15 protein-coding genes are annotated in these 12,928 nt (G+C 38.2%); 14 read left to right on the top strand and 1 reads right to left on the bottom strand.

What is annotated here, in order from left to right; translation table 11 throughout:
• The first annotated feature begins 14 nt into the window (after nucleotides 1-14).
• The 3 genes from alr (at nucleotide 15) to pnuC (ending at nucleotide 2,521) form a co-directional block, all read left to right on the top strand.
• Nucleotides 15-1,127, top strand: a complete 1,113-nt coding sequence (gene alr / locus J0J35_RS00970) for an alanine racemase (protein WP_019293757.1) — start codon at nucleotides 15-17, stop codon at nucleotides 1,125-1,127.
• A 142-nt stretch (nucleotides 1,128-1,269) separates the two neighbouring features.
• Nucleotides 1,270-1,701 carry a Spx/MgsR family RNA polymerase-binding regulatory protein gene (locus J0J35_RS00975; protein ID WP_206917150.1) on the top strand — a complete coding sequence of 144 codons (432 nt, stop codon included), beginning with the start codon at nucleotides 1,270-1,272 and terminating at the stop codon, nucleotides 1,699-1,701.
• A gap of 112 nt (nucleotides 1,702-1,813) precedes the next feature.
• Complete coding sequence (gene pnuC, locus J0J35_RS00980; protein ID WP_017369001.1) at nucleotides 1,814-2,521, top strand: nicotinamide riboside transporter PnuC; 708 nt, start codon at nucleotides 1,814-1,816, stop codon at nucleotides 2,519-2,521.
• A 44-nt stretch (nucleotides 2,522-2,565) separates the two neighbouring features.
• On the opposite strand, the gene J0J35_RS00985 is transcribed toward pnuC, so the two are convergent.
• Complete coding sequence (locus J0J35_RS00985) at nucleotides 2,566-2,886, bottom strand: multidrug efflux SMR transporter (RefSeq protein ID WP_206917153.1); 321 nt, start codon at nucleotides 2,884-2,886, stop codon at nucleotides 2,566-2,568.
• Nucleotides 2,887-3,375: 489 nt separating this feature from the next.
• On the opposite strand from J0J35_RS00985, the gene J0J35_RS00990 reads away from it, so the two are divergent.
• The 11 genes from J0J35_RS00990 to J0J35_RS01040 all read left to right on the top strand — a co-directional run bounded on the left by J0J35_RS00990 (nucleotide 3,376) and on the right by J0J35_RS01040 (nucleotide 12,925).
• On the top strand, nucleotides 3,376-4,089 hold the full coding sequence (locus tag J0J35_RS00990; protein ID WP_165706516.1) for a hypothetical protein: 714 nt from the start codon (nucleotides 3,376-3,378) through the stop codon (nucleotides 4,087-4,089).
• Nucleotides 4,090-4,196: 107 nt separating this feature from the next.
• Nucleotides 4,197-5,042 carry a bifunctional methylenetetrahydrofolate dehydrogenase/methenyltetrahydrofolate cyclohydrolase gene (locus J0J35_RS00995; protein ID WP_206917154.1) on the top strand — a complete coding sequence of 282 codons (846 nt, stop codon included), beginning with the start codon at nucleotides 4,197-4,199 and terminating at the stop codon, nucleotides 5,040-5,042.
• A 75-nt stretch (nucleotides 5,043-5,117) separates the two neighbouring features.
• Nucleotides 5,118-6,371 carry an exodeoxyribonuclease VII large subunit gene (gene xseA / locus J0J35_RS01000; RefSeq protein WP_206917156.1) on the top strand — a complete coding sequence of 418 codons (1,254 nt, stop codon included), beginning with the start codon at nucleotides 5,118-5,120 and terminating at the stop codon, nucleotides 6,369-6,371.
• A gap of 9 nt (nucleotides 6,372-6,380) precedes the next feature.
• Complete coding sequence (locus tag J0J35_RS01005) at nucleotides 6,381-6,605, top strand: exodeoxyribonuclease VII small subunit (protein WP_019293753.1); 225 nt, start codon at nucleotides 6,381-6,383, stop codon at nucleotides 6,603-6,605.
• 106 nt (nucleotides 6,606-6,711) lie between these two features.
• Nucleotides 6,712-7,767 carry a glycerate kinase gene (locus tag J0J35_RS01010; protein WP_019293752.1) on the top strand — a complete coding sequence of 352 codons (1,056 nt, stop codon included), beginning with the start codon at nucleotides 6,712-6,714 and terminating at the stop codon, nucleotides 7,765-7,767.
• A gap of 112 nt (nucleotides 7,768-7,879) precedes the next feature.
• Entirely contained in the window at nucleotides 7,880-8,056 is a 177-nt protein-coding gene (locus tag J0J35_RS01015; protein ID WP_019293751.1) for a hypothetical protein, read from the top strand.
• 125 nt (nucleotides 8,057-8,181) lie between these two features.
• Entirely contained in the window at nucleotides 8,182-9,033 is an 852-nt protein-coding gene (locus J0J35_RS01020) for a polyprenyl synthetase family protein (protein ID WP_206917158.1), read from the top strand.
• Nucleotides 9,030-9,839 carry a TlyA family RNA methyltransferase gene (locus J0J35_RS01025; protein ID WP_019292002.1) on the top strand — a complete coding sequence of 270 codons (810 nt, stop codon included), beginning with the start codon at nucleotides 9,030-9,032 and terminating at the stop codon, nucleotides 9,837-9,839. Before J0J35_RS01020 ends, J0J35_RS01025 begins: the two co-directional genes overlap by 4 nt.
• Entirely contained in the window at nucleotides 9,836-10,282 is a 447-nt protein-coding gene (locus J0J35_RS01030) for an arginine repressor (RefSeq protein ID WP_019293749.1), read from the top strand. Before J0J35_RS01025 ends, J0J35_RS01030 begins: the two co-directional genes overlap by 4 nt.
• Nucleotides 10,283-10,293: 11 nt before the next feature.
• Entirely contained in the window at nucleotides 10,294-11,958 is a 1,665-nt protein-coding gene (gene recN, locus J0J35_RS01035; protein ID WP_206917161.1) for a DNA repair protein RecN, read from the top strand.
• 7 nt (nucleotides 11,959-11,965) lie between these two features.
• Nucleotides 11,966-12,925: a DUF805 domain-containing protein gene (locus J0J35_RS01040; RefSeq protein ID WP_206917164.1), complete on the top strand. Its 960-nt coding sequence runs from the start codon at nucleotides 11,966-11,968 to the stop codon at nucleotides 12,923-12,925.
• Nucleotides 12,926-12,928 lie beyond the last annotated feature (3 nt).

A 12,928-nucleotide genomic window follows, 5' to 3' on the forward strand; every position in this document is an offset into this window, starting at 1 on the left:
AGAAGGTAAATAATATGAAAGCAGCACCACATCGCCATACACCAGCGATTATTAAATTATCCGCAATTGAAAATAATGTCAAAAAAATGCGCGAACATATCGGTGATAAACCAGAACTTTGGGCTGTTGTAAAAGCGAATGCTTACGGTCACGGAGCAGTTGCTGTTGCGCAGCATATTGATGGTCTTGTGGATGGTTTTTGTGTGTCCAACTTTGATGAAGCCATCGAGTTGCGTCAACAGTTGATTATTAAACCAATACTTGTACTGTCTGGTATTGTACCTGACCATGCAGAAATTGCAGCCAGTCAGCATATTACTTTAACAGCACCAAGTTTAAAGTGGCTCCAACAAGTCATTGATTCAAATAAAAATAAACACTTTTCACGTTTGCGTATCCATATCGCTGTCGATACAGGTATGGGCCGAATCGGTGTGACAACAGCAGAGGAAGCTAATCAAATTATCGAGCTAGCAGACCAATATAATATTAGTGTGCGAGGCATTTTTACACACTATGCCACTGCTGATGAAGAAGATACGACACAGTTTAAAGAACAAAAGGCAAAATTTGATGCCTTAGTTAGTCAATTGAGTCGTCGTCCAAAATATGTCCATTCGACAAATTCAGCGGCTGGCTTGTGGCAAAATCAAGAAGTGCAAGATATTGAACGTATTGGTTTAGCAATGTATGGTTTAAACCCAAGTGGTGATGAACTTGCTCTCCCTTATGAGTTGGAACCTGCTTTGAGCTTGCATTCTGAGTTGACGCATGTTAAAAAGATCCACAAGGGAGACACTGTGGGTTATGGGGCAACTTTCCGTGCAGAAGAAGATACTTATGTAGGGACTGTGTCTATTGGCTATGCGGATGGTTGGACCCGTGATATGCAAGGCTTTAAGGTCATTGTGGATGGGCAATACTGTGAAATTATTGGTCGGATTTCGATGGACCAGATGACGATACGTTTGCCGAAAAACTATGAGATGGGTACACAGGTCACACTGATCGGTAAAAATGGTGATAAAGAGATTACTGTTCAAGATATTGCCAACTGGCGTCATACGATTGGCTACGAAGTTATCTGTCTTTTATCAGATAGAATTTACCGTGTCTATGAAGAATAAAAGCTGCTTTTGTGCGGCTTTTTTTCATTACATTTTCATTTAAAAATAAGTCCTAAGTTGAGTAATTTGACAATGACTTTAAAAATGATATAATTATATTAAATACATATGAGATAAAATTAAGAAAAGTGAGGGAAGGGATATGATTAAAGTATATACTGTCATGGCTTGCAGTTCTTGCAAAAAAGCCAAAGAATGGCTAACGAATCACGAACTAGAATTCGAAGAAATCAACTTGATAACTGACAAAATAGATCCCGAAGACTTTCTTAAGATTTTCTCTTTAACGGAAAATGGAACAGAGGAGATTATTTCCACAAGAAGTCGTGCTTACAAACGCTTATCTTTGGATTTTGAACGCCTTTCCCTTCATGAGCTGGTTAAGATAATCGAGGAAAATCGTACATTATTGCGTCGCCCTTTGATCCTTGATGATAAAAGGTTGCAAGTGGGCTACAATGAAGATGACATTAGGAAGTTTTTACCACGTTCAGTACGTCGTGTCGAAATGCTTGAGGCGTCTCATAATATTCGTCAGTTAGACATAGAACGAGCACTAGAAGAACAAGTATAAGAGAAAAATGGAACAGAAATTGTTTCATTTTTTTGTGTATTTCGTAAAAGAAATTCGTTTTTTCATTCCCATCCGTGTTATAATTTAATAATCAAATTAAAAAGAGGGAACAATGAAAAACTATATTATTTGGTTGAAACATGAACTCAAATCTATCAATACAGCTGGCAGCGTAATGCTGGCTTTTATCATAGGCGTACAGCTTGCTTTTTTTCTTACGGCGCCAATAACTTTATTGTCTGTGATTACACTTTTTGCGACTCTTGTAGGCTCGGCTTGTACGGTCTATATGATGATTGGGCGGCCGATTAATGGTTTACTCGGATTAATTAGCGCTTTCGGCTTTATTTATATTAATTGGACTGCAGGACATTATGCTTCTGTTTTAGATCAAATCGTCTTTATCGCCTTTATTGATATTCCTTTAATCCTGACTTGGAAAACCTGGGGACATCGTATTGAAAACGGCGTGAAGTTTATGACGGTCAAAGGTTGGTTTATTGCAATAGCTTTAATGCTAATCGCTTGGTGGCCAATGATGCAAGTTTATGCACATTTGGGGGATACGAACCCTTTATGGGATTCTATTACGCTGATTATTGGCGCAACAGCTTCATTACTCGTTTTCAAAGGGTATGGTGACAGTTACTCTTTATGGTTACTTTCTAATATTGTAACCATTGTATTATGGGCTACAGCATTTGCACAAGGCTACTCTGCTAGTGCGTTGCCGATGCTTCTCACCATCATTTTCTATTTGGCTACAGCGCTCTATGGGAAATATTTTTCAGTATGGAAAAGAGCAAACAAAAAAGCCTAGTTTAAAGCTAGGTTTTTTGTTTTCCTCTAGAAAAGCGAGACAAATCAATGACCACTTGTAACTTTTATCCCGATTAGTCCAACAACCAGCATCAGAACAAAGACCCAAGTCAGTGAAGGGACCTTGTCCTTAAAGATAAGGGCACCCATTAAGATAGCCCCGACAGCTCCAATTCCTGTCCAGATGGGATAAGCAATTCCTAAAGGAAGTTTCTTCATAGCTAAGGTCAAAAATCCAAAACTAACAAGCATTCCGATAATCGTTAAAATATCATACTTGATGATAGAAAAACCTTGACTTAACTTCATTGTTGAAGCCCAAACAACTTCAAAGATTCCTGCTAGAAATAAAAAAATCCACGACATATTACACCTCTTTCGAAAAGATTATTGAGCTAGCGTTAAAGGACCAGAAAAGAGCTAGCAAGTGATAAACAAAAAGAGTCATGTCAACTAACCACAAGGCCTAAGGTTAGTTGGCATGACTCTGATAAGCATCGCTCCGGCGAGTGATACTTTAGTCCTTCTTTATTATATTAACATTATTTCACATTTGCTACCTGAGGTCAAGTTCTAGACTTGCGAGATATGAAATGAACAGCAAAGAGATAAGCATCGAAGCTGATTTTTCTCAGCCATCATGAAAGGGATAAGTAAGATAAAAGTTAGAGGAGAGATTTAACTCAAATAATAAAACTGCTATAATAAAAACAGATAAATTTAAACAAAAAAGGAGTCCATGGTAAATACACTATGGACTCCGGGTTGATTTATACTTTTATTCTATCACTAAATCAGAGGTTTAGCTGACAATTTGATTATTATTTTGAAAAGTTTATGTAATGGAGGATGAAAATGAATCTTTTTATGACCTTTATAATCTATTCGGTTATTGGCTGGCTTTGGGAGACAGTCTATTGTTTAGTTAAATATAAACGTTTTGTTTTCTGCGGTGTACTCTTGGGTCCGTATTGCCCAGTCTATGGTTGCAGTATCGCTACGATTCTTCTTTTAACAAGAGATATTCAAAATTCCAATCATCTTTTTCTGCTCTATTTATTTATCGTCTTAATTGTTACGCTTATTGAATATATTGGCAGCTGGATATTGGAAAAGTTATTTAACATGAAGTTATGGGATTATTCAAATCTTCCCTTGAATTTTCAAGGAAGGGTAGCTCTTCCTATTTCTTTATTTTGGGGTATAGGTGGTTTGGTATTGATCAAGCTTATTAATCCAGTCATCCAAGATTTTTTGAGGGGATTACTAACAGTAACAGGCGATACACTTGTATTTATACTAGTGCTTGTTTTTCTAGCCGATGTTGTTTCCACATTTAGCTTTACACTATCAGCTAAAAAGGATTTCATGCCGCTTGTTGATTCTTCGGACAATCAAAATCCTAACTTGAAAGAATTGAGGTTCAAGCATATTTTTGTTGCTGATAAACCCTCAACTAATCGTCAAAAAATATTGGAATGGCTTAGCAATAAACCGACCAAGTTTAAGTATTATAACTTAAAAAGGATTATCAAAAATCATCCTAATATCAAAATTATCAAAAAATAATAGCCAGATTCTGGTACTTTAGCTGAAAACGAACGTTCCCGAAAAATTTTTTCGAATCACGAAACACCTATTGGCACATATTTATGGAGTCTGATATAATAAATAGTATGAAAATAATTGATGGAAAAGCCCTTGCTGAAAAGATGCAAGAAGAACTCAAAAATAGAGTTATCAAACTGAAAGAACAAGCCATTCAGCCAGGACTCGCTGTCATTTTGATTGGAGAAAATCCAGCCAGTCAAGTTTATGTGCGAAATAAAGAGCGTGTAGCTGCAAAGCTTGGATTTAAGTCAGAAGTGATTCGGCTTCCTGAAACAACGTCTGAAGCGGAGCTGTTAGAGCTTATTGAAAGCTTTAACGAGGATCACTCTTGGCACGGAATTCTTGTGCAGTTGCCGCTGCCTTCACATATATCAGAAGAAAAAGTCTTACTCGCGATTTCTCCTGAAAAAGATGTAGATGGCTTTCATCCAATAAACATGGGTAAATTGTGGAGCGGAGCGCCATTAATGATTCCTTCAACACCAGCAGGAATCATTGAAATGTTCCGTGCTTATAATGTTGAACTTGCAGGGAAAAAAGCTGTTGTTGTGGGACGCTCTAATATCGTTGGAAAACCGATGGCACAACTGATGATGATGGCTAATGCAACTGTCACTATTGCGCATTCACGCACAGAAAACCTTTCTGAACTTACACGTTCTGCAGATATTTTAGTCGTAGCCATTGGCCAAGACCGTTTTATCAAAGCAGAAGATGTAAAAGAAGGGGCAACAGTTATTGATGTCGGTATGAACCGTGATGAGAATGGAAAACTTCATGGAGATGTTGACTTTGAACAGGTGAAAGAAATTGCTGGACTAATCACGCCAGTTCCTGGAGGCGTGGGTCCGATGACAATCACTATGTTGATGGAACAGACTGTACGTGCAGCAGAAGCCTCCGTAAAATAAAAAAGAAAATTTCGTCCAGATTTATTTACAAGTCAGTACATGTAGATAAGCAGTGGATTTAGAAAGATTAAAGGCATGACAGAGTATTTAACCGTATCAACTCTAACAAAATACTTAAAAGCAAAGTTTGACTGCGATCCATATTTGGAACGCGTTTATTTGACCGGAGAAATTTCTAACTTTCGCCAACGACCTAATCATCAATATTTTGCAATTAAAGACGAAAAGTCTGTCATACAAGCAACGATGTGGGCAGGTCAATTTAAAAAGCTCGATTTTAAACTTGAAGATGGAATGAAGGTGCTTGTAACAGGGCGTATCAGTCTTTATGCTCCATCAGGTTCTTATTCTATTAATATTGAAAATATTGTACCTGATGGTATCGGCGCTTTGGCAGTTAAGTTTGAACAGTTGAAGAAAAAGCTAACAGCGGAGGGATTATTTAATCCACAATGGAAGCAAGAGTTGCCGCTTTTTTCCAAAAAAATTGCAGTAATTACTAGTCCTTCTGGAGCTGTTATTCGAGACATTATTACTACCGTAAATCGCCGCTTTCCGATGAGTCAGATATTACTCTATCCGACAAAAGTTCAAGGCGCTGGCGCTGCGGAAGAAATCGCCGCAAATATTGAAGCAGTGAATAATCGATCTGATATCGATATTCTTATCGTTGGACGTGGAGGAGGATCGATCGAAGACCTTTGGTGTTTTAATGAAGAGATTGTCGTTCGTGCTATCTTTGAGTCTCGTATTCCCGTTATTTCTTCGGTTGGTCACGAGACGGATACGACCTTGGCGGATTTTGTTGCAGATCGCAGAGCAGCTACACCAACAGCCGCAGCTGAACTTGCAACTCCTAATACAAAACTAGATTTGCTTGCTTGGTCAAATGACCAAGAACTTCGTATGAGAAATCGTGTAACACACCTCATCAAGTTCCAAAGAGAACGGGTGGAAAAGTTATCAAATTCGGTTGTTTTTCGTCAGCCAGAACGTCTCTATGATGGCCATATTCAGAAAATCGATCACCTCACGAGCCGTTTACAAAATCTAACTGAAACTAAGCTGAGTCGTGAGAAACACCGTTATGAACTAATATCAGGAAAACTAGTACCTGCTTTTGCAAAAAGCTATGAAAAAAAGAAAAATCAAGTTGATAACTTGGTACAGGCGCTTCTGTTGATGGATATTAGTAAAATCAAGGCGCGTGGTTTTTCAGTGGTAACTGCGAATGATGGTAAAATTATAAAGAGTGTTCACGATGTTCGAGCTGGTGAGACAGTGAATATCGATTTGAGTGATGGCACCGTTCATGCAGAAATAAAGTAAAGGATACATATGGCAATAAAAAAAGAAGCAAAATTTGAAGAAAATTTAGCAGAACTCGAAACAATCGTAAAAAAACTAGAAAGCGGAGATGTGGCTTTAGAAGATGCCATCTCTGAATTTCAAAAAGGAATGCTCCTTTCTGAAAAACTCAAAACAACATTAAATGAAGCCGAAAAAACACTGGTAAAAATCGTCGGAAAAGACGGATCTGAGAGTGAATTTTTAGGAGAATAAAAAGATTGCTTAGGCAATCTTTTTTTGTTATGGCTTCCTGAATTAATTTTTTACACAAAGGTTTGGTGCTATAATAACACTAGCAAGTAAAAGTGAGGAAAAAAATATGAAAGTAGTAGTAGCGATAGATTCTTTCAAGGGATCAGCCACGAGTGCTGAGTTGAATCAGGCAGTAAAAACTGCGATTTTATCTACATTTCCCAAAATCAAGGTTGCGACGTTTGAAATTGCTGATGGGGGCGAAGGGAGTGTGTCCGCTCTTCAATCTGGTTTAGAGGGAAAACTTATTAATGTTAAAACGGTTGATTTAATGCAACGTCCCATGCAAGCCTCCTATTTACTCATCGATGAGCGTCTGGCTGTGATTGAGGCAGCTGAGGTGGTCGGTATCGATAAAATAAAACCAAATGAAAAGACAATCAAAGAAGCCACAACTTTCGGACTTGGTGCCTTATTTCTTGATGCTAAAAAAAGAGGAGCGACTGAGATTATTCTAAGCCTGGGAGGGAGTGGCACCTCTGATGGTGGGTTGGGCCTTTTGGAAGCTTTAGAAGCTGAAGATTTTTCGGAGATAAAAATTACAGGCTTAGCAGATGTTACTAATGTTTATGCTGGCGCTGAAGGATATGCCAAAGTTTTTGGAAAGCAAAAAGGTGGGACAGCAGAAATTCTGGAACAACAGGATAGAGCTGCACAAGCTTTTGTCCAAAAGATAAAAAAAGAGAGAAAGATTGATTTACAAAAGATTCCAGGGACAGGTGCAGCTGGTGGTTTAGGTGGTGCTCTTATCCTACTAGGGGGTACACTTGAGCCTGGATTTAATAAAATAGCTGAGCTTTTAAAGATTGAAGAAGCAATCAAAACGGCAGATTTGATTATTACAGGCGAAGGGCAGATGGATTTCCAAACAGCCAAGGGCAAAGTTCCGTTTGGAATGGCAAAGCTGGGAGCGAAATATCATGTCCCTACAATCGCTTTTTGTGGCAGTTTATCGGAGGATTTAGGAGAGATGAATAAGGTTTTACTGGCAAGTTATAGCATTCAGAGAAAGGTGCTTCCTTTAGCAAAAGCAATGGAAAAAGAAGTAACGCTAAAAAACATTGAAGTGTTAACGAAAAATGTTCTGAAAACATGGTGTTCTGGACAAAATGATTGTCAATAAAGACTTGTGGCACTGAATTTTGGTCATGTTTGAATAAAACTCGCTTCAGTACGAATCATTGATTTGTATGTCAGCACTTGTGTTATAATAACACTATAAAAAAGGAGAAATTATGGATTTAAATAACCTTGTAGATAAAGCAAAAGATTTGGCTTCAAACGTGCCAGAGGATATGAAGCAAAAAGCAGAAGAAGTTATTGATGAGCAAGTGGATAAATATACTCCAGAAAATATGAAAGAACAAGCTCAAGGGCTCGTAGATGGCTTAAAAGGCAAACTCGGTCTATAATTCTGAAGTGCACGTAAACGTTCCTTATTTTAAAGAACGTTTTTTTCGTATTGAGAAATTATGTAAGAGTGAGGTACTCTATTTTCTATTGGACATTATTTCTGTGAAATGGGATAATATAACTAATGATTACCGATATGAATAGGCTCAATCAAGAGCTGATAAAATTTTATAAAAAAGCTGATGTTCCTCAACATCTTGCAGATGCTGTGACTTACTCACTTGCTGCAGGCGGCAAAAGAATTCGTCCGCTTTTGTTCCTTAAGATGTTAGAATCACTTGGAGTTACACTTGAAACGGCGCATTATCAAGTGGCAGCGACTGTTGAGATGATTCATGCGGGCAGCTTGATTCATGATGATTTGCCCGCAATGGATAATGACGACTATCGCCGAGGCCAGCTCACCAACCATAAAAAGTTTGATGAAGCAACAGCGATATTGGCTGGAGATGCTCTCTTTTTAGACCCCTACTATCTTTTAGCTACCCTTTCTTTACCGGCTGCAACAGTTGTTTCCTTAGTAAAAGAACTTTCTTTTGCAAGTGGTTCTTTGGGTATGGTTGCTGGACAGATTTTAGATATGGAGGGAGAAGGCAAAAACTTATCTTTAGAGCAGGTAAAGGAAATCCATCATTTAAAAACGGGGAGAATGTTAACCTTTCCTTTTGTTGCTGCTGGAATTATCGCTGAACAGTCCGAAGAGGTAATCGCAAAACTAAGAGAAATTGGTCAAAATCTAGGCTTAGCTTTCCAAATACGTGACGATATTATTGATGTTACGGGAACATTTGAAGAAATAGGAAAAACGCCTGGAAAGGACCAAGCAGAAGAAAAGTCAACCTATGTGGCCTTACTCGGATTAAAAGGAGCTCAAGAAGCTTTAGAAGAATTATTAACGGCTGTGAAAAGTGATTTGGCACAAATAACTTCAAGTGCTGAAATTGTCGAAATTATAGAAAGTTTAGAAATAAAATGAAAGAAAGAGTAGATGTTTTAGCAGCAAATCAAGGCTTGTTCGAAACGCGAGAACAAGCAAAACGGGGAGTTATGGCTGGCTTAGTAGTAGATGCCAAGTCAGGGGAACGCTTTGACAAACCAGGACAAAAGATAGAAGAAGCAACAGAACTAAGACTCAAAGGTGAAAAACTTAAATATGTGAGTCGCGGTGGCTTGAAATTAGAAAAAGCTCTTTTAGAGTTTGGACTTTCTGTGGAAAATAAAACTTGCTTGGATATTGGAGCTTCAACTGGTGGTTTTACAGATGTTATGCTACAAAATGGCGCCAAACGTGTCTATGCTCTCGATGTCGGAACCAACCAACTGGCATGGAAACTTCGTAAAGACGAGCGTGTGGTTGTTATGGAACAGTTTAACTTCCGGAAGGCTGTCTTAGATGATTTTACGCAAGGACAACCTGAGTTTACTTCGATTGATGTGAGCTTTATCTCACTTGACTTGATTTTACCGCCTTTGTTTGATATTTTAGCTCAAGATGGTGATGTGGCTGCCTTGATCAAGCCACAGTTTGAAGCTGGTCGTGAGCAAGTGGGGAAAAATGGTATTATTAAAGATCCAAAGGTTCATAAGCAAACGATTGACAAAGTGATTCAAAAAGCTTTGAGTACTGGATTTTCAGTCAAAAATCTCACCTTTTCACCAATTAAAGGTGGCGCAGGAAATGTTGAATTTCTAGTACACTTAAAAAAAGAAGAGACAGCTACAGTGGCGCCTCTTGTTGATATTGAAGCTGTACTCCAAACAGAAAAGGAAACATTAGTATGAGAAGAGAAGAACGCCTTGATTTTATTTCAAGACTCATCACAACTAAAGAAGTACAAACACAAGATGAGCTTGTCCAAGAGCTTTTGGCTAATGATATTGATGTGACACAAGCCACAGTCTCTCGTGACATTAAGTCACTTGCCCTAATTAAAATTCCTGGAAGTCGTGGGGGTTATCGTTACGCATTGCCCCAACAACATGATGAAGAACAAAAGGACCTGCTGCATAATGAGTTAGCCAATGAGGCCATCTTAGAATTGAAGATGCATGATAATATGATTTCAATCACTGCTAAACCAGGGACGACCAGTGTGATTAAAAAAAGCCTCATCAATCGTTACAATAAGAAGATTTTTTCTATTATGACGGACGATGATAGTATTTTGATTATTTGTGAAACAAGACGGCAAGCAAATACCGTTTATGACGAATTAAGTTTGTAAAAGGAAAAAGTATGCTACAAGAAATTTCTATCAAGAACTTTGCGATTATCGAAGAGATTCATCTTTCTTTTGAAAGTGGGATGACCATTTTGACTGGGGAGACAGGCGCTGGTAAGTCAATCATTATTGATGCTATGGGACTTTTACTCGGTGGACGGAGTTCCAGTGATTTTGTCCGTACAGGTAAAGATAAGGCCGAAATTGAAGGTCTATTTTTTGCAGGGAAAAATGCAGAGTTGGATCAAAAGTTAGAAAACTTGGGCCTTGAAAGAAGTACTGAGCTCATTTTACGCCGTGATATTTTTGCTAATGGGCGCTCTGTTTGTCGGGTGAATGGGCAAATGGTAAATCTGACTACCTTACGTGAAATCGGCGAGCTTTTGGTTGATATTCACGGGCAACATGACAATCAAGAATTGATGAATGCTAAACACCATCTTCGACTTCTTGATGAGTTTGGTGATGAAAATTTTGAACAAATTAAGGCAGAATACCAAGTTAAGTTTGAGCATTATAAAAAAATTCGTCAAGCACTTGAAACACGTCAAAAGAACGAACAAGAATTTGCCCAACGTATCGAAATCTTGCAGTTTCAAGTTGAAGAAATTGAAGCAGCTGAGATTGATCTAAAAGAAGATGAGCAATTGCAGATTCGCCGTAATAAGCTGAACAACGCTAAAAATATAGCAGATGCTTTAAATACAGCCTATTTGGCTTTAGACGATGAAGAGGGTGATTTTTCAAGTCTGAGCGGAATACGTACAGCCATGGCAGAACTCGAAAATGTTGCAGAATTTGATCAAGATTACCAAGATTTGTCTGATAAAACGATGGATGCTTATTACTTGCTTGAGGAAGTTTCAACCAAGTTATCAACAGCAATTGAAGGTATAGAGTTTAATCCCACAGAACTTTTGCAAATCGAAGAGAGAATTCTCACTTTGAATACTTTGCGAAAAAAATATGGTCCAGAACTTTCTGACGTATTGAAAACCTTGGAAAAAATCCAACTTGAACTCTCAGATTTGATGGGTGGAACTGAAAATAGTGAGAGCCTTGAGGAAGCACTGAAAGAAGCGCAAGCAGAATTACTAATTGCAAGTGAACATCTTAACACAGCACGTCATGCAATCGCGAAAGAATTAGAGACAGATATTAAAAAGGAACTTGCTGATTTGTATATGGAAAAAGCTGATTTTTCTGTACAGTTTGAGAGTGGGAAATTCTCAAGCAAGGGTAACGAACAAGTAGAGTTTTATATTCAAACTAATCCAGGTGAGGGGTTCAAACCCTTGGCCAAAACGGCTTCAGGAGGCGAACTTTCACGCTTGATGCTTGCTATTAAATCAAGTTTTTCAAGACGTGAAAATAAAACATCGATTGTGTTCGATGAGGTTGATACAGGTGTATCTGGACGAGTAGCCCAAGCTATTGCTCAAAAAATTTATAAAATCGCTCAAGCAGGTCAAGTTTTAGCTATCTCACATTTACCACAGGTGGTGGCTATTGCTGATACACAATTTTATATTGAAAAGGCGTCGACAGATGATGTCACTACTTCAACAGTAAGAAAATTGAAACTGGAAGAGCGAGTTGAAGAAGTAGCAAAAATGTTAGCTGGAGATGACATAACAGTAGAAGCTCTCGCGCAAGCAAAACGATTATTAATGAAATGAGGAGATTATGTTTAATTTGAAAGAGTTCAAACAATCCTATCAAAAATTTTGGTTAGGCTATATTTCTTTTAAAGAAAGAACCAGTCGAAAAGACTATTGGCTCGCAATGTTAGGCCATATTTTAGTGACAGTTGTCCTACTTGCCTTTGCCACTTTGTTCCATCTTTTATCAAGTGATGTTTTACCAGATTTGTGGTCTGTATTTTCATATTTTTTCATTGTTTTATGGATATGTTATGGTCTAGTGGCTTTCTGCCCTTTCTTGGCTATAGCCGTACGTCGCTTACGCGATGTTAGTCTTCCTTGGGAATTGATTTTTGTAATTCTAGCTCCTTTTGGTGGTTTCTTGGGTATTCTTATTTTGAATGCTCTGCCTGCTGCTCAATCTGCAGCGGCCTTACCAGAATTTTCAGAACCGACTTATGGGCCAGCACGGATAGAAGAAAATGGTCAAGAGAACTTTTTGCAAGCGATCAAAAACTATTTTCTCGGTTATGTTTCCTTCAGAGGAAGAACAAGTCGCCTAAGTTTTTGGTTTGTTCAACTGATACTTGCTCTGGTATTTGCAGTGCTAGGAGTAATGTTTGTGGGGATTCATTTCTTTGAAAACATCCTCTTCGGAGGTGCATTTATTGCGACCTGGATGATGCTTGCCTTACTCTTTCTTATCGGAGTTGGCTTCTTGTTACCCACACTTGCATTGTTTACACGTCGCTTACGCGATGCTGGCTTATCCAATTATGGGATTGGATTAATCTTTTTTGTAGCTTTGTCTTTGTTCTTATTGAGCAATATAAGCCACGCTGTAGATGCTGTTAGCTTTGGAATTCATGATTTTTCATTGCTCAATTATCTTCTCTTCCTTGCTGACTTTGTCTTCATTATTACTCTCCTCTTTGTTTTACTTCAAGACAAAGATCAACTTTTACAAAAGGAAAAAACACTTCTATTTAGAAGGAAAGGCTGAAAT

This window comes from Lactococcus sp. LG606 (assembly GCF_017309645.1).
Taxonomy (GTDB): Bacteria; Bacillota; Bacilli; order Lactobacillales; family Streptococcaceae; genus Lactococcus; species Lactococcus petauri.

Bases quoted from the DNA above. Each gene is read 5' to 3' on its own strand.
- alr (WP_019293757.1), top strand. From the start codon at position 15: ATGAAAGCAGCACCACATCGCCATACACCAGCGATTATTAAATTATCC.
- J0J35_RS00975 (WP_206917150.1), top strand. From the start codon at position 1,270: ATGATTAAAGTATATACTGTCATGGCTTGCAGTTCTTGCAAAAAAGCC.
- pnuC (WP_017369001.1), top strand. From the start codon at position 1,814: ATGAAAAACTATATTATTTGGTTGAAACATGAACTCAAATCTATCAAT.
- J0J35_RS00985 (WP_206917153.1), bottom strand. From the start codon at position 2,886: ATGTCGTGGATTTTTTTATTTCTAGCAGGAATCTTTGAAGTTGTTTGG.
- J0J35_RS00990 (WP_165706516.1), top strand. From the start codon at position 3,376: ATGAATCTTTTTATGACCTTTATAATCTATTCGGTTATTGGCTGGCTT.
- J0J35_RS00995 (WP_206917154.1), top strand. From the start codon at position 4,197: ATGAAAATAATTGATGGAAAAGCCCTTGCTGAAAAGATGCAAGAAGAA.
- xseA (WP_206917156.1), top strand. From the start codon at position 5,118: ATGACAGAGTATTTAACCGTATCAACTCTAACAAAATACTTAAAAGCA.
- J0J35_RS01005 (WP_019293753.1), top strand. From the start codon at position 6,381: ATGGCAATAAAAAAAGAAGCAAAATTTGAAGAAAATTTAGCAGAACTC.
- J0J35_RS01010 (WP_019293752.1), top strand. From the start codon at position 6,712: ATGAAAGTAGTAGTAGCGATAGATTCTTTCAAGGGATCAGCCACGAGT.
- J0J35_RS01015 (WP_019293751.1), top strand. From the start codon at position 7,880: ATGGATTTAAATAACCTTGTAGATAAAGCAAAAGATTTGGCTTCAAAC.
- J0J35_RS01020 (WP_206917158.1), top strand. From the start codon at position 8,182: ATGATTACCGATATGAATAGGCTCAATCAAGAGCTGATAAAATTTTAT.
- J0J35_RS01025 (WP_019292002.1), top strand. From the start codon at position 9,030: ATGAAAGAAAGAGTAGATGTTTTAGCAGCAAATCAAGGCTTGTTCGAA.
- J0J35_RS01030 (WP_019293749.1), top strand. From the start codon at position 9,836: ATGAGAAGAGAAGAACGCCTTGATTTTATTTCAAGACTCATCACAACT.
- recN (WP_206917161.1), top strand. From the start codon at position 10,294: ATGCTACAAGAAATTTCTATCAAGAACTTTGCGATTATCGAAGAGATT.
- J0J35_RS01040 (WP_206917164.1), top strand. From the start codon at position 11,966: ATGTTTAATTTGAAAGAGTTCAAACAATCCTATCAAAAATTTTGGTTA.